This is a genomic window from Paraburkholderia sp. Ac-20340 (assembly GCF_017104965.1).
In the GTDB taxonomy this organism is placed as follows: domain Bacteria; phylum Pseudomonadota; class Gammaproteobacteria; order Burkholderiales; family Burkholderiaceae; genus Paraburkholderia.
Genome location: NZ_JAAGPR010000001.1, coordinates 12,934 through 30,660, shown reverse-complemented (window position 1 = coordinate 30,660; position 17,727 = coordinate 12,934). Strand labels below are relative to the sequence as shown.

The following is a 17,727-nucleotide window of genomic DNA, read 5'->3' as shown; positions in this document are numbered from 1 at the left end:
TTCAGACGGCTTGCGCCTGAAACGCGGCGATCTCACGCCACATCGCAACCGGGTTCGAGTACATCGGAAAGTGCCCGCAGTCCGCGATTTCCGCCAGCGAAACACCTTGCGCACGCAACGAATCCAGATACGACAGCGTGGCATTCTGCGCGCCATACATGAACAGGCGCGCAAACGGCAACGCGAGAAACTTCTGCATCAGATCGCCGTTATCGGATAGCGCCACCATCGAGCGAAAAATCGGTCCCACGGCTTGCGCGCGGACCTTGTGGCGCAGGCTCGCGGCGTAGAGCGCGCTGGCGTAGGCCGGCGCATGACGCGTACGCTCGATGAAATCGTCGAAGAATCGTTCATCGCTTTCACGCGCGTGATCGACAATCTGGCGGCTAAGAAAGCAGTCTTCGGGCGCGATATTGCCTTCGATATCGACAAAGCTGAGCACGCGTGCCGGATGCTGGTGCGCAAGCATCAGCGCAGTCAGCCCGCCCATTGAATGCCCAACCAGATGAAAGCGGGTGAAGCCCACGCGCTCGATCATCGCCAATGCCGTTCGCACGAGAAAGGGAATGTCGATGCGCGAAAGATCGGCGCACCAGGTTTCGCCGCAACCCGGCGCGTCGTACGCCAGAAACGGATGACCGGCGAACTGCGCGTGCCGCACGATATCGGCGTAATCCTCTTTGGTGGAGCCGAAGCCGTGCAGAAACACAATCGGCGTTTTATCTTTATCGCCGCCGCGAAATATTGCGCTAACTTCGAGCGGCGTGCCGTCGACGCTCAACGCCACGCGCTCGTGCTTGAATTCGTGTGACATCCTCTGTTCTCCTCGGTGCTACTCGGTGCTACTCGGTGCCATTCAGCCCGCGAGCGAGCGGCAAAATTGCTGGATGGCTGCGCAGGCTTGCGTCAGCGACGCATCGTCCAGTGCATAGGCAATGCGGATATACGGACCCAGGCCAAATGCGCTGCCATGCACCGTCGCCACCCCGGCTTCGTCGAGCAAGGCGTGTACGACGGCTTCGTCGCTATCGAGCCGCGCGCCGCTGCGCGTGGTTTTGCCCAGCAAACCTTCGCATGACGCGAACGCATAGAATGCGCCCTGCGGGAGTTCGCAATGCAAACCGGGCGCATCGTTCAGTTGGGCCACGACCGAATCGCGGCGGCGCTGGAACACTGCGCGCGATTGCGCGATGAAATCTTGCGGCCCCGTGAGCGCGGCCAATGCCGCATGTTGCGAAATACTCGATGCGCCCGAGGTTTGCTGGCCCTGCAATTTCTCCATCGCGTCGATCAGCCAGCGCGGCCCGGTCGCGAAGCCAATTCGCCAACCCGTCATCGCATAGGCTTTTGAAACACCATTCATCGTCAGCACGCGGTCGCGCAAACGCGGTTCGACCTGCGCGAGCGTGAAGAACGCCCGGCCGTCGAAAATCAGATGCTCGTAGATATCGTCCGACAAAACGAGCACTTGCGGATGCTCGAGCAGCACTTCGGCCAGCGCCTGCAATTCTGAGCGATCATAGACCGCGCCCGTGGGATTCGACGGCGAATTGAGGATCAGCCAGCGCGTGCGCGGCGTAATTGCAGCCTGCAACGCAGCGGGCGTGAGTTTGAAACCGCTCGTGGCATCGCACGGCACCGTCACCGGTTGCGCGCCGCACAACTGCACGATCTCCGGATAGCTGACCCAGTACGGCGCGGGCACGATCACTTCGTCGCCCACATTCAGCGTGGCGGCCAGCGCATTGAAAATCACCTGCTTGCCGCCGCTGCAAACGAGCGTATCGCGCCAGTCCACCTCAAGGCCGTTTTCGCGCTGGAACTTCGCGGCGATGGCTTCGCGCAGCGCGCGCAATCCGGCCACCTGCGTGTAACGCGTGTGGCCTGCGCGTATCGCGGCTATGCCCGCTTCGCAGATGTGAGCGGGCGTGTCGAAATCGGGCTCGCCCGCGCTGAGCGATATCACGGCCGCGCCACTCGCGCGGCGCGCGGCAACGCGATCGATCACGGCATAGGTGGCCGACGGTTTCGCGCCAGCAAGAAAGCGGTTCAAGGATTGCGCGTTCGATGCCATCACGCCGCCCTCCATTGCGAAAGCCCCAGTAAATCCAGTGTGGTTTTGCCTTCGCGCAGGCGCTCCATGATGCCGGCTTCCTTGTCTGCGCGCGCCTGGCCACGGCTGAGTGTGGCCTGTACGTGGGCGGCCGGAATCACGAGCACGCCGTCGTCATCGGCGACGACCAGATCGCCTGCGCTCACCGGCGTGCCCGTAAAGCTCAGCGGCTGGCCAACCGATGGCGCGCTGGCCTTGATCGTGCCGCGCATCGACACGCCGCGCGTGAACACCGGAAAGCGCCGCTGCGTGAGCGCCGCAATATCGCGCACGCCGCCGTCGATTACCAGGCCTGCAACGCCCGTTGCCTCGGCGGCGACGGTCAGCACTTCGCCCCAATATCCGGCAACGAAACCGCCCGTCGAGACCACCAGCACGCTGCCGCGCGGCGCCTTTTCCATGGCGATATGAATCGCCAGATTGTCGCCCGGCGAACACTCGAGCGGATACGCCGGACCGGCCACGCTCGCGCCCGGCCAGATCGTGCGGATGGCGGGATCGACGGAACTCGTAAGGAGTCCCGATGCTTCATGTAAGGTCGATGTGCCTAGTTTGCACGCCTGCTCCAGCAGCGCGCGGTCATAGTGTCGAATCGCGGACATCAGGCTTTCCTCTGCAACTGGTGATAACCGAGCGCGGCGCGCGCTTCGCCCAAGGTCTTGCCCTGCGCGATCGCCTCGCGAATACGCGCTTCCGTGGCTTCGATCGCGCGCGCCGTTTGCGCCACTTCGCGCGCCCGTGCACGCGGCACGATGACCACGCCATTGACATCGGCGACCACGATATCGCGCGCCATCACGCGTACGGTGCCGATCGCAACCGTGCCGTTGACCGCTTCGACCTGCACGCGGTCCTTCCCAGTGCGCATGAAGCGGCCCGCCGTGAAGAGCGGATAACGCTCGCCCAGCGCCTTCGTTACATCGCGGCAAACGCCGTCGATCACCGTGCCCGCGATGCCGCGCAAGCCCGCGTACTGGGTCATGATGTCGCCCCAGACCGTGCAATCGGTGCGGCCGTCGTTATCGATCACGATCACGTCGCCCGGCGCGACCTCGTCGATAAAATCGCCGACCGTGCCCGGCGGCACGCTGGCCGGCACGTATTTCACCGTGAACGCCGGGCCGACGACCACGCGCGTATCGTCCGCGAGCGGCATGATGCCCAGCGCCTGACCATGCAGGCCGAGTTTGTCGAGCGCATCGGAAACGCCAGGCGTATCGAGGCCTTCGAAGAGCGCGACCAGTTGCTGGTCTTCGGCGCTCGCCTTGAGGGATTGCGTCATCGCGCACATTCCTTGTCGAAAGAGGGGTTAGCGGGCCGCGATGGCCTCGAATTCCTTGTCATGCATGACTTCGGCAACGGAGCGGCCCGCGCGTACCGCCGCGACCATGCCGTCCTGGCGCCGCGCGATGCGCTCGCCCAGATCGAGCACCGCTTCGATGCGGGCTGCGGGCACGAACACCGTGCCGCAACGATCGGCAATCACATAGTCGTCCTCGTTCACCGTCACGCCCGCGACTTGAACCGCGCAGCCCGAGTCGAGCTGGATCACGCGATTGCGTGCGCTGATCATCGTCACGCCGCGCCCATAGACCGGATAAGCGACCGCTTCGCTGCCCTCGATATCGCGGCTCACGCCGTCGATGACGGAGCCGCGAATGCGCTTTGCCGTCGCCGCGTTGGCGAGAATGTCGCCCCAGCACGACACGCCGTTCGCGCCGCCCGCGATCACCAGCACACGATCGTCGCTGGTGACGGCGTCGATCACGGGCGAAATCAGGTGGACCGTGGGCTTCGCGTCGGTCTTGGGTCCAAGCTGGATCGTGCTCGCGCGGCCCACGATCTTCGGGCAATCCCACAACGGCCGCAGACCGAATGTCGCGCCGGGCAGGCCGAGAAAGTCGAGCGCATCGGACACCGTGTTGGTGTCCAGCGCGGCAAGGCGGTCGAGAATGGAGGTGGAGTTCATCGCGCTCGTTTCCGTTGAAAAGTGCGACAATCCTCGCGCTGTCCCGCTGATATGACAAATTCGCGTTTCGTATCTCCGTGATACGAATTCTGGAACACGTTTGTACGTATATCAGTACGTAGACCTGTACGCGTACCTAATGAGCCCGCCATGAGCCATACCATCGATTTCCGGCTGATACGCCAGCTCTGGATGTTTCTCGCCGTTGCCGAGGAACAGCACTTCGGGCGCGCCGCGCAGCGCCTGAATATGTCCCAGCCGCCGCTCACCGAGCAGATCAAGGTGCTCGAACAGTCGCTCAAGCTGCAACTCTTCCATCGATCGCGCCAAGGCACGCAATTGAGCCCCGCAGGCGCGGCGATCCTGCCTGCCGTGCGGCAATTCGCGGGCCACGTCGAGCAACTGGAGCGCGTCGTGCGGGAAGTCGCCGCCGGTCAATCCGGTGTCTTGCAGGTAGGCGCGATTACATCGGCAATGCTCGAAACCGTGCCGCCGCTGCTTGACGCGCTCAAACGCGCGCATCCGCATCTGAGCGTGTTCGTGAAGGAAATCGACAGCGTGGATGCCGTTCCGCAACTGGAAAGAGGCGAACTCGATCTGGCTTTCGTGCGTGTGGACGGCGAAGTGGGCGGCACGATCGCCACGCTGCCGCTCGCCGAAGACCGCCTGGCCGTGGCGCTGCCACGCGACCACGCGCTCGCGGCGCTGCCGCGTGTGCGCCTGCAGTCATTGGCCGATGAGCAACTGGTGATGTCCTCGCGGCAGGTCAGCCCGGTCTACTTCGACATGCTCACCGCCGTCTGCCGCACGCATGGTCTGACGCCGCGCATTACGCACGAAGTGCGTTCCGTGACTTCGCAGATCGCCTACGTAGGCTGCGGTCAGGGCGTGGCGCTGGTGCCCGCTTCGATGCGCCGCCTCGCGCCGGAAAACGTCGTCGTGCGTCCGCTCAAGGAAAAGATCATGGTGGTGACGGCCGCATTGCTATGGAATCCTGATCGTCATAATCCGATGGTGGATGAAGTGCTTGCGCTACTCAACAAGCACAAACCCGCTACGCGCCGATCATCGCCGGAATCCGCTCTTTGAGCGCGTCGATCGCCACGCGCGTCTTCGCTCGCAAATGGCGCACCTTGGGCCAGACCGCGTAGATTTCCTGCGAGCGCACGCGGTAGTTGCCGAGCACCGGCACCAGCACGCCGCTCTGCGTGAAGCGCGTGAGCAGCCAGCACGGCAGCCACGCCAGCCCGTAACCGTCGATTGCCGCCGCCGCGATCGCCTGAATATCGTCCATGCTGATCTGCGAGCGGATACGTACCGGCTGCACGCCGCCGTCGCCGCCCGTCATCACGGCGCCGCCCCAACACGGCGCGACATTGCCGCCGATCGAATAGCCGATGCCGATGTGATCCGCGAGATCGTCGATACTCGCAGGCGTACCGTGCCGCGCCAGATAGTCGGGCGATGCGCCGATCACCACATGCTGCGTGCCGAGATGACGCGCCGCCAGCGTGGTGCTGTCGCGCAACTCGCCGATACGCACGGCCAGATCGATGCCTTCTTCGACCAGATCCGTCATGCGGTCGGTGAACGACAGATCGATCTGCAGCTTCGGATGCTGACGTGCGAGATCGAGCATGACAGGCGCCACGCACAGATGACCGAACGCCTCCGGCACGCTTACGCGCAGGCGGCCGCTTGGCTCGATGCCGCTATGATCGAGCGCGGCCTCGGCGTTATCGAGTTCCGCGAGCGCACGTACACAGCCTTCGTAATACGACTGCCCTTCGGTCGTGAGCGACTGGCTGCGCGTGCTGCGATGAATCAGCCGCACGCCCAGACGCGCCTCTAACCGGCTGACGGCCTTGCCCACCGCCGAGCGCGTGAGATTCATGCGCTCGGCCGCCAGTGCGAAACTGCCCGCTTCTACCACCTGCACGAAAGTGGCTACGCCATCGAGGTTGTCTTTCATCTGTTGCCCTTTTAATTGGTTCCGTGCGGGACGCTATAGAGGGAATGATATGCGTCAATAGGGGAATTATATTCCTCTAGACTGCTCATGAAAATCCGATGATGAACGGCCCCTTTGCATGCGGCCGCGTCAAAACCCTTTCTGGAGCGAGTCATGCAGGTTTGCGAAATCGAACAGGAAACAGGCGAGATCGAGCCACCGTCAACACCGTTGCACACACAACGAAACACGGTCGCACTGATCGCCGTCTGTCTCGCAGCGATGATGTTTTCGCTGGAAATCTCCAGTGTCCCGGTCATTCTGCCCACACTCGAAACCGTGCTTCACGGCGATTTCAAGCAGATTCAGTGGATCATGAACGCCTACACCATCGCCTGCACGACGGTACTCATGGCGACCGGCACGCTTGCCGACCGCTTCGGTCGCAAGCGCATTTTTATCGGCACGATTGCGTTGTTTGGCGTGGCCTCGCTGCTGTGCGGGCTGGCGCAGACATCGGCGATGCTGATTGCAAGCCGCGCCCTGCAAGGCGCAAGCGGCGGCGCAATGCTGATCTGCCTGGTTGCCGTGCTGTCGCATCAGTTTCAGCAAGGCGCCGCGCGTGCGCGGGCCTTCAGCGTATGGGGCATCGTGCTCGGCATCGGGCTGGGATTCGGGCCGCTGGTAGGCGGCGCGATTGTCGCGCTGGCCAGCTGGCAGTGGGTGTTCTGGATTCACGTCGGCCTCGCTGTCGTGACGCTCGGGCTCGCGTGGGCCGGCGTGCAGGAATCGCGCGACCCGCAGGCACGCAGGCTCGACGTTTGGGGCATGGTGACGCTTTCGGCGGCGATCTTCGGCTTCGTCTGGACGATTACGCAAGGCGGCGACAAAGGCTTTACCAGCGCTACCAGCCTGACGATTCTCGCCGCCAGCGCCCTCAGCCTGGCCTTGTTCTACGGCGTGGAAACGCGCATCGCGCATCCGATGTTCGACTTCTCGGTGTTCAAGGTGCGCAACTTTTCCGGCGCGTTGCTGGGATCGGTGGGCATGAATTTCAGCTTCTGGGCCTTCATCATCTATTTGCCGATTTACTTTCAGCGCGCGCTGGGCGAAGGGCCGGTTGCCGCGGGGCTTTCGCTGCTTGCCTATACCTTGCCCACGTTGGTGTTTCCGCCCGTTGGCGAGCGGCTGGCGCTGCGTTACCGGCCTGGACTGGTGATTCCTGCCGGGCTGCTCACCATCGGCCTGGGTTTCTTCGTGATGTGGATCGGCAGCCGGTTCGGCCATGCGGGCGGATGGGCCGTGTTGCCCGGTTGCCTGCTGGCAGGCGCGGGACTTGGCATGACCAATACGCCGGTCACGAACACCACGACGAGTTCGGTTGCCGCGTCGCGTGCGGGCATGGCATCGGGTATCGACATGAGCGCACGCATGATCACGCTCGCAGTCAATATCGCGTTGATGGGCTTGCTGCTGGTGGAAGGCGTCTCGCATCGTTTGCAGGCGGCGCTGGATGTACCTGCGGAAAGCGCAACATGGCATGCCTTGGCCAGCCGCGTGGCAGCGGGCGATCTCGTACCGAGCGAGGCGGCGGCTTTCATCGGCGCATCTGCCCTGAGCGCGGAGCATTTCGCGCAGATTAGCCGAAGCGCGCTGATTCACGGCTTCGGCGTGCTGATGCTTTATGGTGCGATTGCCGTGAGCCTGATGGCGGTATCGAGCTACTTCATCTTTCGCGGAAAAGGCCTTAAATCATGAGTGTTTCGAAAGCCATATAACGCAGCGCGGTGGCCACGATATAGCGGGCGTCCACTTCGAGATCGAAAGAATCACTCGACCTCCATCGACGCCCGATTGTTTCACTTTCCGATGTTGCAGAAACGCGACTCCGCGACGCCGGGCGACGCAATCCCCCACGCCACCGGGCTTGCGCGAGCGTTATGAAACATGGCTTGCCGCCAATTATTTCAATTTTTTGAATCCATTCTTCCAGATTCCGGAAGGGACCCTGCGCCAACCGGCGCGCATTTTTTCGCAGGCCCTTTTCTATACTCGCTGGCGTCTCAACCCAGCGTACCTATAGAACTGGAGTCTCACAGTGAAAAAAATTTCGATCGCCGCCGCTTGCGTGACCGCATTCGCCGCCGCCTCCTCCGCACACGCTCAAAGCTCGGTGACCCTGTACGGCCTCGTCGACGCCGGCATCGCCTATACGAACAACGTGGGCGGCAGCGGCCGCGTTGCGCTGGCGAGCGGCAACATCAGCGGCAGCCGCTTCGGCCTCAAAGGCGCAGAAGATCTCGGTGGCGGCCTGAAAGCCATCTTCACCCTTGAAAACGGCTTTAACGTCAACAACGGTACGCTGGGCCAGAACAGCCGTATGTTCGGCCGCCAGGCGTTTGTCGGTTTGAGCAGCAACGCCTTCGGTACGCTGACGATGGGCCGCCAGTACGACGACATCGTCGACTTCGTTTCGCCGCTGTCGGCCACCGCCGGCACCTTCGGCGATTCGGGCTTCGCGCATCCGTACGACAACGACAACCTCCAGCACAGCGTCCGTTTCAACAACTCGGTCAAATACACGAGCCTGAACTACGGTGGCTTCAAGTTCGGCGGCATGTACGCGTTCAGCAACAGCACCGAATTCGCAGTCAGCCGCGCATATAGCGCCGCCGCCAGCTACACCTACGGCCCGTTGACGGCCGCGGCTGGCTATCTGCAAAGCAACGGCTCGGGCTCGAAGACGGGCACCGCTTTCACCAACACCACAGGCGCCGTCGATCAGGCCGAAGTCAAGGGCAGCCTCACGTCCGACGTGCAACGCACCGTCGCTGCAGGCGTGAACTACGCGATCGGGCCGGCCGTGCTGGGCTTCGTGTATTCGCATAGCCAGTACCAGGGCACGAGCGCATTCGGTCTGAGCAATGGATCGGTTCGCTTCGACAACTACGAAGTCAACGGCATGTACAACTTCACGCCCGCCTTCAAGGCCGGCCTGTCGTATGCGTACACCGACGCTCACCTGAGCGGCGCGACCTCGTATGGCGCCGATCCGAAGTGGAGCCAGGTGAACGCGATCGCGCGTTACTCGCTGTCCAAGCGCACGGAACTCTATGCCGAAGCGATGTACCAGCACGCAACGGGTAACAAGAACGTCGCGGTCATGTATAACGCGGGCGGTTCGTCGTCGACGGGCAATCAGGTGATGGGCGCGGTGGGCATGCTCACGCGCTTCTGATCGCACAATAGCGATGTAGATGGGGCAGCGCAGGTTTGATCCTTCACGCGCGCCGTTTGCATGGCTTTTATGCTTCAACGTTCTCCGGATGAAGTGTGCAATATAGTAAGGATCACTATTCGATCTTTGTTTTCTGAAAGCCGATCGTGATGCTCACGCTGGTCGCACATTCGTCCTTTTTTGCCCGTCCTTGTGGACGGGCTTTTTTATTTTGTGCACCGCCCCAAGGGTAAACACCCACCCATCGCATTTAATTTCCACCTCTGCCCTGCCGTTATACTTTTCATATACGGTGCATCGTTTCGCATATGGAACAACAATGAAAAGCCTGACGATCAATCTGCGGCTCGCCTTGACGGTGATGACGCTCGGGGCGCTGGTCATCGCGATGGGTGTGGTGAGCCTGTTCGGCATGGACCTGACCAATCGCGCACAGCATGACGCCTATGCGGTCCATTTCGCTTCGGCGGTGGCGCTCGGCAAATCCGGCACGGCGATGTCGCGCGCGCGCTTCGGTCTCGACTGGGCGATGGCGAATCCCGATTCGCCGCAACTCGGCCCGCAACTCGACCGCGCGCAATCGCTGCTGGCCGATTCGGACCGCTGGTGGCAACAGTTTCGCGCGCTGCCCAAGACGCCCGAGCTGCAAACGCTCACCGACGATCTCGACGCGAAACGCACTGCGGTACGCCGCGATGCGATCGACCGTCTGATCACGGCCATCCGCGGCCACGACGCCAGCTGGATGAACGAGCAGCGCGCCGCCGAACTGATCGGCCTCTATACGGCGATGAACACCAGCCAGACCGCGCTCGAACGTTATCTGGACGAAGCGGCGCGTCAGGCCGACGCCGCTTCGGGCGCGCGCTTTCGCATGCTGGGCGTGATGTGCGGCGCGAGCATCGCGCTGGCGATGTTGATCGCGTTCCTGAGTTGGCGCGGTCTGCGTCGCGCGGTGATGGACCCGCTGCGCGCGGCGATGGCGCAATTCGACGCCATCGCCGCCGGCGATCTGACCACGCACGTGAGCATCCAGCGCGCCGATGAAATGGGCGTGCTGCTCGACGGCCTAGCCGCCATGCAGACGCGTCTGCGCGAAACCATGGAACAGGTGCATGCCGGTGCGAACGCGATGGCTACCGCCACGCAACAGATCGCGAGCGGCAATATCGATCTTTCGCAGCGTACCGAAGAACAAGCTTCGTCGCTCGCGCAAACCGCCGCCGCGATGCAGGAGTTGATCAGCACGGTTCAGACCAACGCGCTCAACGCGCAGCAGGCGCGCGATCTCGCGCTGGGCGCTGCCGACGTGGCCGGGCGCGGGCGCGACGCGGTCACGCGCATGGAGCAGACCATGCACGAGATTCACGCCAGTTCGTCGAAGATGACCGACATCATCGGTACGATTGAAAGCATCGCGTTCCAGACCAATATTCTCGCGCTCAATGCGGCGGTGGAAGCCGCGCGCGCCGGTGAAGAAGGACGCGGTTTTGCCGTGGTGGCGGGCGAAGTGCGCAGTCTCGCGCAACGCGCTTCGGCGGCGGCGAAGGAAATCGGCACGCTGATCGCAGGCTCGACCGGACGCGTGGCGAGCGGCGCCGTGCTCGTGACCGAAGCAAGCGGCGCGATGGCAGAGATTCAGACCTCCACGACGCGCGTGGCCACGCTGATTCACGAAATTGCCTCGGCCTCGCGCGCACAGAGCGACGGCATCGAGCAGGTCGGTCTCGCCGTCACGCAGATGGACGAAGTCACGCAGCAGAACGCGGCGCTGGTCGAACAGAGCGCAGCCGCCGCGTCATCGCTCGCGGATCACGCGCATTCGCTCAATACGCTGGTGGCCGCGTTCAAGGTGGAAGGCGCGATGGTGTGATGGCGTGATGCGCCAACGTCGAACCAACGTGATTGAGTTCGGGCACGAGCATCACGGGAACAGGTTTGCCGGTATGAGCGAATGAGTATTGACCATCGAGTCTGAATAGAAATGATCGAGCGCGCTAGTCGCAACGCGCGTGCCACGCATCCGGCTGACTTTGCCGGGCGCGCACGTTGCTCAAGAAGCGGTACGACGAGCAGGCGAATCCACGTCGTTCATCCCTTTTCAGGAGCTCATCATGTCCATCCCCACCACTACTGCAACGGGCGGCGCGCGCATCGTCGGCGCGAGCGGCACATCGTCCGGCGGCCCCGGACCGTTTGTCATCGCCGCCAGCACGCTGGAAGGCGACCGCGTCTATAGTTCGGATAACGAAGAAGTCGGCAAGATCAAGGAAATCATGATCGACGTTCAGCAGGGCCGTATCGTCTATGCGGTGATGTCGAGCGGCGGTTTTCTCGGTATCGGCGATAAATTGCTGGCCTTGCCGTGGGTCGCGCTCGCGCTCGATGTGGAGCGTAAATGCTTCGTGCTGAATGTGACCGGCGAGCGCGTCAAGCAGGCGCCGGGTTTCGACAAGGACCACTGGCCGGCGATGGCCGATATCGGCTGGGCCACCACGCTGCATGACTACTACGGCGTGCGCCCGCATTGGCAGGACGATCCCGCCGATCCGCCCGAAGCCGGCGGCGTGAAGTTGTAATGCAGCAAATACAGGGCGCGCCGCCACGGCGCGCTCACGTTTCCGGGCTCGCGATATCGAGCCGGATCAATTCCTCCGCCATTTCGCAGGCCGCGCGCCGGGCTTCGTCGCCGGTGGCAAACGGTCCGGGCACCTGGCAGCCGTCGAACGGATAGATGATCCGGCCATCCGGTATGCGGCGAATCCGCAGATAGCCGATATAGCGGCCGAGCGCGTTGACCTTCTGTCCGCACACGACGTCGTAATCCTCGCGCCGGAAGTCACCGGCTGATATCGCTGATTTTTGCATTGACTGTCACTGAAGGCGGCTGCGCTGTCGCGGTTTTTGGGGAAGCTTCATGGCGGCATGCGCAATCGTCATGCCGTCGGGCGCTTCCCGGCTTTAGCGCAAGCAGTGCGCCCGGGGTGCGCGCGCTGGCGCAAAGAGGGTGCGATTCACACACGCCGTGCAATTCGTCAGGCGCATGACTTGCGGCCCTCAGCAGACCGGGCCGCTCCGCGCCCGGCAATCCGGCAATATGCACACGGAGGAATCAGATGAGGATCGAATTTACGAACCGCCGTCACGCCGTGGCGGCTTCGCGTATCGCGTTCGAAGCCCAGGTGGACGATCGGCCCGTATGGTGCAGCGTCTCGATAGACGCGCTCAACGATCGCTTCGACAAAAACGGCACGTCCTCGCACGCCCTGCTGAGCGCCTTCGAGGCAAACCGTGCCAGCATCGAGAAGGCCGCGCGCAATGCGCTGTCGAAGAACGGCGGGCAATCGGTGGAGCTTGAAACGGGCGATTTCAAGTAGCGGCCCGTGTGCCGGCGGTCCTGCTTTCAAAGGGACGCGAGCATGATTTCACGTAATTTCCTGCCCGCAGGACCGCATCTTCATGCCGTGACAGGACCGCCAGCCGCCCTTGTGCGCCCTGTCACGGCTCATCGGTCGATTCTCCTTATACTTGCGCAGCCCTCCACGAAAACGAACGCGCGAGATCGACCATGCGGCTGCTTTCTTATGGCTTACGCATCGCACTGGCCGCCTGGCTGGTGGCGGCACTGGTGCTGTTTTTCATGCAGGACAAGTTGCTATTGCCTTCGACGCCCGAAGCGCCCGATCTGCGCGCGACCACGCATGCGGGCGACGCCATCGACGTCTGGCACGCGCAAGGCCAGTACGCGGGCTACGTCGTCACGCCCGCCGATCGCGCGCCGCGCGGCACCTTCATCGTCTATCACGGCAACGAGGAATCCGCCGAAACCAAGCTGCCGCTCGCCGATATTTTCGTGCGCGCCGGTTATCGCGCGGTGATCGTCGAATATCCGGGGCACGGCAACCGGCCGGGCGCACGCACGATGGAAGCGGCGCTCGCGGCTTCGCGCGAAGCTTTCGCGACGTCCATCGCGCAATGGGGCGGCCCGGTCTATCTCGTGGGCGAATCGCTGGGCGCGGGCATGGCTTCGCAGGTCGTCAAGGGCAACGAGTCGCAGATCGCGGGCGTCGTGCTCATTACGCCGTGGGATTCGCTCGCCGATGTCGCAGCCGAAAAGTATCCGATCTTTCCGGTGCGCTGGATGCTGCACGACGGCTTCGATTCGGTTTCCGCCGTGGCGCGCTACAAGGGTCCGCTCGTGATCGTCGGGGCGCGCGAAGATACGCTGATCCCGGTTGCGCACGCGCAGCGCTTTGCCAACGCACACGGCGATGCGCGTCTGCTGATGCTGCCCACCGCCGATCACGACGACTGGTTCGGCGCGATGACCGCGCAGGAATGGCAGCAGGTGCTGGGGTGGTTGCAGGCGGCATGAAGCTGCATGGGCGCGCGCGCTCGCGCGTCTATATCGACTAACATGCGCAGATTGTCTGCCGTTATTTCGCTCCAACCCCGTACCGGATCACCCAGCATGGACGCCACGTCCCCTCTCGCCGCCCGGCGGCGCTTTGCCATTGCCTTGCTCGTCGCGGGCGTGTTCTTCATGGAAAACCTCGACGCCACCGTGATCGGCACGTCGCTGCCCGCCATGGCGCGCGATTTCGGCACGGCGCCTGCGTATCTGTCGGTTGGGGTATCGGCGTACCTTGTTGCGCTCACGGTCTTCATTCCCGTGAGCGGATGGGCCGCAGACCGCTTTGGCGCACGCCGCGTATTCAGCCTTGCGATCGCCGTGTTCACCTTTGCTTCGCTGCTGTGCGCGCTCAGCCAGGGGCTGCTGGGCTTCACGGCCGCGCGCGTGCTGCAGGGCATCGGCGGGTCGATGATGGTGCCGGTCGGGCGGCTCGTGGTGATGCGCGAAACGCCCAAGGAAGGCATCGTGCGCGCCATCGCCATCCTCACCTGGCCCGCACTGGTCGCGCCGATTCTCGGCCCGCCCGTGGGTGGCTGGATCAGCACGCACTGGAGCTGGCACTGGATTTTCCTGCTGAATCTGCCGCTAGGCGCGATTGCCTTCGTGGCGGCGCGTATGCTGGTGCGCAACGGAACGTTGCAGACACAACGATTCGATACCACCGGCTTCGTGTTCAGCGCTCTGGGCTTCGGCCTCTTCATGGCGGGCATCGAGGCCGTCAGTCGCGCCGATGTGCCGCTTGCCGTCTCCATCGACGTGTTGATTGGCGGCGTCGCGCTGCTGGCGCTGAGCGTCGTGCATCTGCGGCGCGCGGCGCATCCGCTGTTCGGCCTCGGGCCGCTGTCGATCCGCACGTTCCGCGTGACGGCGCTGGGCGGATCGCTGTTTCGCACCGCCATCGGCACCGCGCCGTTTCTGCTGCCGCTGATGTTCCAGATTGGCTTCGGCTATAGCGCCGTGCAGGCGGGCGCGCTGCTGCTGTGGCTGTTCGCGGGCAATCTCGCCATGAAGCCGGGCACGACACGCATCATGCATCGCTTCGGTTTTCGCACGGTGCTGCTGGTGAACGGTCTGCTGGTCGCGGCGGGCTTCGCGGCCTGCACGCAACTGGCTGCGGATACACCCTACTGGCTGGTCTGCGCGCTGCTGTTTTTCACCGGCATGACGCGCTCGATGCAGTTCACCGCGCTCAATACGATCGGTTTCGCCGATGTGCCGCAAGCGCAGATGCGCGACGCCACTACGCTCTTTTCGGTGATGCAGCAGATGAATGCGGGGATGGGGATTGCGGTCGGCGCGCTGATGCTGTCGATCGCCGAACAATGGCACGGCGCCGCTGCCGGGCGGGCGACGGCGGCCGATTTCCATCTGGCGTTCTGGATGATCGCCGCCGTGGCGCTGCTGGCGACGATCGATAGCGCGCTGCTGCCCGCGAACGCAGGCAGCCGTGTGCTGGTCACGCAGAAGCCGGAGAAGTCCGAACGGGCTGCGTGACTCGCTGCGCTTGATGCGCTCGATGCACGCGATGCAAGATCAAGCCGCCTTCGCCAGCTCCGCCTCGATCGCGGCAACCAGCTTCGGATCGTCAGCGGGCGTATCCGGCGAGAAGCGCGCGACCACTTCGCCGCTACGGCTCACGAGGAATTTTTCGAAGTTCCACAGCACGTCCGGCGCGGCGTTCGGCTGGATGCCAAAACCTTCGAGGCGCGCGCGGAACGCACCGTCGCCGGCCGCTTGCGGCTGCGCGCCCGTAAGCGACCGATAAAGCGGATGCTGGTCGTCGCCAACCACCGAAATCTTCGAGAACAGCGGAAACTTCACGCCGAACGTGCCCGTGCAGAACGCCTGGATTTCGGCGTCGGTGCCCGGTTCCTGGCCCTTGAAGTTGTTGGCGGGAAACGCCAGCACTTCCAGACCTTCGGCGCGCTTGCCTTCGTAAAGCGCTTCCAGCCCTTCGTATTGCGGCGTGAGCCCGCACTTCGAGGCCACGTTCACCACCAGCAGCACCTTGCCCGCGTACGGGCGCAGCGTGGTTTGCGCGCCGTCGATGGCGTTCACGGGAATGTCGTAAATCGTGCTCATGTCTGTGTCCTTTGTCGGTTTGTGTCGGTTTGTGTTTGAGGGCTCCGTCGCCGCGGCTATTCGCAGGCCTCGCGCACCATCAGCAGGGCCGCGCTGTCGACGATCGTGATCTGCCCATAGCGGATCTCGATCCAGCCGCGATCGGCGAACGAACGCAATTCCTTGTTGATGCTCTGCCGCGACACGCCCAGCAGCGCCGCCAGATCGTCCTGCGATAGTTTCAGGCCGATCTCGACGCCCGCCTCCACGGCATTGCCGTAGCGATCCGCGAGACTGAGCAGGCGCTCGGCCACCCGCGCGCTGAAATCGGCCAGCCGCGAAAAGCGGAAGCGGTTATTCAGTTCGCGATTGCGCGAGCAGATCAGCTCGAAAAAGCCGCGCATCAACGCGGGCTGGTGCTCGAACAGGTCGAGCATCGACTCGCGCGGGATATGGTACAGCCGCACCGTCCCGCGCGCATAAAGGTCACACAGCGAGCCCTTGCGGTCCAGCGCCGGAATGATGTTGATGACCGAATCCGGCTGGATATATTCGCCGATCACGCGCGCGCCCGACGCGCTCACCCAGCTCGCCTCCAGCGCGCCCGCCAGCACGATGAGGATTTCCTTGCAATCGGCCTGATACGGCACCACCCGTTCGCCGTGCAGCCAGGTCTTTTCGTAACCCGCATCGACGAGCGTGGCCGCTGCGCCCGCCGACCAGTTCTGCAGGCTCGGGCTGGCGAGAAACGCGTTGATGACGCGCTGGCGCGTCACCGGGTCGAGCGCGCGCCGGAACAGCGCCTCGTGCGTCTCAAGCGACGCGGGCGGGACAGCCGTGGAATGCGCGAGTCCCGCGCGCCGTTCGGGCGCGGCGAAGCGCTCCGCTATGCGGGCTAAGGCGGCCATGATGGGTTCTCCGGGGATGAGATGGGCAAACCATTTGAGCATCCGATCCCCACCGGCCCAAACCATGATTTTTTGCTATCCATATCAAGGACGCCGCGCTAAGGCCGCGTCCGTTTTGCGCTTTGTCGCCTTGTTGCTTTGCTTGTTACGCCGGCGCGAACTCGAAAGCCTGCACGCCGTTTTCCTCGACGTAGGTTTCCCAATGCGCGAGCAGCGTGTTCAGGCGCTGCGGTTCGGCATCGGCCAGATCCTGGGTTTCGCCGGGGTCGCGCGCCAGATCGTAAAGCTGCCAGACGCCCGGCCCGGCCGGCGCCGGAATGAACACGGCCTTCCAGTCGCCCTGACGCACCGCGCGACGCCCGAACAGCTCCCAGCCGGTCACATGCGTGGCGTCGTGCACGGCATCGGCTTCGTTACGCAGATACGGCAGCAGCGAACGGCCCTTCACAGCGGCGATGTCGCGCCCGCGCCAGTGCGTGCCCGGATGCTCGACACCCGCGAGTTCGAGCACGGTCGGCACCACGTCCATGACGGTGGCGAACGCGTCGCCCACGCCGCGCCGCGCCAGCGCCGCGTGATGCGCAAACGCCACCACGCGGATGCCGCCTTCGGTCGTGAACGCCTTGTAGAGCCGCGAAGGCGCCGTGCCCGCCTGCGCCCAGCGCGGGCCGTACCAGACGTAGGAGTTGCCGCGCCCGACGTTCTCCAGGCTGTTGTCGTAGTAATCGCGGATAAACCGTTGCAGGTCCGGGCCGAAGATCGGCAGGGCTTCGAGCAGCGCGCCTTCCGCGCCGTTGTCGGAGAGGAACAGCACGAAGGTGTTGTCGAATTCGCCGGTCTGCTTGAGATGGTCGATCACGCGGCCCACGTTCCAGTCGAGCCGTTCGACCATCGCCGCGTAGACCTCCAATGGTGCGCGCGGAGAATGCGCGTGCTTCCGGCGTCAGCGCGTCCCATTCGGGCGTGGGCGCGACGACGGGGTGAGCGGCCACGTCGGTGTCGAGCAGGCCGAGCGCTTTCTGCCGCGCCAGACGTTCGGCGCGCAGCACATCGGGGCCCGCGTCGTAGCGGCC

At 63.7% G+C, this 17,727-nt stretch carries 18 protein-coding genes; 8 read left to right on the top strand and 10 right to left on the bottom strand.

Annotated features, from left to right (window positions below):
* Position 1: 1 nt before the first annotated feature.
* Genes G3N59_RS00145 through G3N59_RS00125 form a run of 5 tightly spaced genes read right to left on the bottom strand, consistent with a single transcriptional unit; the run spans position 2 to position 4,082 of the window.
* Positions 2-814, bottom strand: a complete 813-nt coding sequence (locus G3N59_RS00145) for an alpha/beta hydrolase (RefSeq protein WP_205980452.1) — start codon at positions 812-814, stop codon at positions 2-4.
* Positions 815-856: 42 nt separating this feature from the next.
* Positions 857-2,074 (bottom strand): pyridoxal phosphate-dependent aminotransferase, encoded by a 1,218-nt coding sequence (locus G3N59_RS00140; RefSeq protein WP_205981041.1) that lies wholly within the window; start codon positions 2,072-2,074, stop codon positions 857-859.
* The gene (locus G3N59_RS00135; RefSeq protein ID WP_205980451.1) at positions 2,074-2,715 is read right to left on the bottom strand and encodes a dimethylmenaquinone methyltransferase; all 642 of its coding nucleotides are present in this window, start codon (positions 2,713-2,715) and stop codon (positions 2,074-2,076) included. Before G3N59_RS00135 ends, G3N59_RS00140 begins: the two co-directional genes overlap by 1 nt.
* Positions 2,715-3,395, bottom strand: coding sequence for an RraA family protein (locus tag G3N59_RS00130; protein WP_205980450.1), 681 nt, complete (start codon positions 3,393-3,395; stop codon positions 2,715-2,717). The genes G3N59_RS00135 and G3N59_RS00130 overlap by 1 nt, the downstream gene beginning before the upstream one ends.
* A 27-nt stretch (positions 3,396-3,422) precedes the next feature.
* Positions 3,423-4,082 (bottom strand): RraA family protein, encoded by a 660-nt coding sequence (locus tag G3N59_RS00125; protein WP_205980449.1) that lies wholly within the window; start codon positions 4,080-4,082, stop codon positions 3,423-3,425.
* 150 nt (positions 4,083-4,232) lie between these two features.
* Between G3N59_RS00125 and G3N59_RS00120 the strand changes: the two genes are divergently transcribed.
* Positions 4,233-5,171, top strand: a complete 939-nt coding sequence (locus G3N59_RS00120; RefSeq protein ID WP_205980448.1) for a LysR substrate-binding domain-containing protein — start codon at positions 4,233-4,235, stop codon at positions 5,169-5,171.
* Here G3N59_RS00120 and G3N59_RS00115 read toward each other — a convergent pair.
* The gene (locus G3N59_RS00115) at positions 5,137-6,054 is read right to left on the bottom strand and encodes a LysR family transcriptional regulator (protein ID WP_205980447.1); all 918 of its coding nucleotides are present in this window, start codon (positions 6,052-6,054) and stop codon (positions 5,137-5,139) included. The two genes, G3N59_RS00120 and G3N59_RS00115, sit on opposite strands and share 35 nt — an antisense overlap.
* Positions 6,055-6,207: 153 nt before the next feature.
* Between G3N59_RS00115 and G3N59_RS00110 the strand changes: the two genes are divergently transcribed.
* The 4 genes from G3N59_RS00110 (at position 6,208) to G3N59_RS00095 (ending at position 11,850) form a co-directional block, all read left to right on the top strand.
* Positions 6,208-7,791 carry an MFS transporter gene (locus tag G3N59_RS00110; RefSeq protein ID WP_205980446.1) on the top strand — a complete coding sequence of 528 codons (1,584 nt, stop codon included), beginning with the start codon at positions 6,208-6,210 and terminating at the stop codon, positions 7,789-7,791.
* Between the two features lie 340 nt (positions 7,792-8,131).
* Positions 8,132-9,271 carry a porin gene (locus tag G3N59_RS00105; protein WP_205980445.1) on the top strand — a complete coding sequence of 380 codons (1,140 nt, stop codon included), beginning with the start codon at positions 8,132-8,134 and terminating at the stop codon, positions 9,269-9,271.
* 319 nt (positions 9,272-9,590) lie between these two features.
* Positions 9,591-11,144: a methyl-accepting chemotaxis protein gene (locus G3N59_RS00100; RefSeq protein WP_205980444.1), complete on the top strand. Its 1,554-nt coding sequence runs from the start codon at positions 9,591-9,593 to the stop codon at positions 11,142-11,144.
* A 241-nt stretch (positions 11,145-11,385) separates the two neighbouring features.
* Entirely contained in the window at positions 11,386-11,850 is a 465-nt protein-coding gene (locus G3N59_RS00095; RefSeq protein ID WP_205980443.1) for a PRC-barrel domain-containing protein, read from the top strand.
* A 34-nt stretch (positions 11,851-11,884) separates the two neighbouring features.
* On the opposite strand, the gene G3N59_RS00090 is transcribed toward G3N59_RS00095, so the two are convergent.
* Positions 11,885-12,139, bottom strand: a complete 255-nt coding sequence (locus G3N59_RS00090) for a DUF6723 family protein (RefSeq protein ID WP_205980442.1) — start codon at positions 12,137-12,139, stop codon at positions 11,885-11,887.
* Positions 12,140-12,387: 248 nt separating this feature from the next.
* Here G3N59_RS00090 and G3N59_RS00085 point away from each other — a divergent pair, with 248 nt between their 5' ends.
* From G3N59_RS00085 to G3N59_RS00075, 3 genes are all read left to right on the top strand, one after another.
* Positions 12,388-12,648: a DUF1488 domain-containing protein gene (locus G3N59_RS00085; RefSeq protein WP_205980441.1), complete on the top strand. Its 261-nt coding sequence runs from the start codon at positions 12,388-12,390 to the stop codon at positions 12,646-12,648.
* 191 nt (positions 12,649-12,839) lie between these two features.
* Positions 12,840-13,646 (top strand): alpha/beta fold hydrolase, encoded by an 807-nt coding sequence (locus G3N59_RS00080; protein ID WP_205980440.1) that lies wholly within the window; start codon positions 12,840-12,842, stop codon positions 13,644-13,646.
* Between the two features lie 96 nt (positions 13,647-13,742).
* Positions 13,743-15,179, top strand: coding sequence for an MFS transporter (locus G3N59_RS00075; protein ID WP_205980439.1), 1,437 nt, complete (start codon positions 13,743-13,745; stop codon positions 15,177-15,179).
* A 39-nt stretch (positions 15,180-15,218) separates the two neighbouring features.
* On the opposite strand, the gene G3N59_RS00070 is transcribed toward G3N59_RS00075, so the two are convergent.
* The 3 genes from G3N59_RS00070 to G3N59_RS37240 form a co-directional block, all read right to left on the bottom strand.
* The gene (locus tag G3N59_RS00070; RefSeq protein WP_205980438.1) at positions 15,219-15,767 is read right to left on the bottom strand and encodes a glutathione peroxidase; all 549 of its coding nucleotides are present in this window, start codon (positions 15,765-15,767) and stop codon (positions 15,219-15,221) included.
* A gap of 56 nt (positions 15,768-15,823) precedes the next feature.
* Positions 15,824-16,654 (bottom strand): Crp/Fnr family transcriptional regulator, encoded by an 831-nt coding sequence (locus G3N59_RS00065; RefSeq protein WP_205980437.1) that lies wholly within the window; start codon positions 16,652-16,654, stop codon positions 15,824-15,826.
* Between the two features lie 145 nt (positions 16,655-16,799).
* On the bottom strand, positions 16,800-17,546 hold the full coding sequence (locus G3N59_RS37240) for a sulfatase-like hydrolase/transferase (protein ID WP_277397873.1): 747 nt from the start codon (positions 17,544-17,546) through the stop codon (positions 16,800-16,802).
* Between the last annotated feature and the right edge of the window lie 181 nt (positions 17,547-17,727).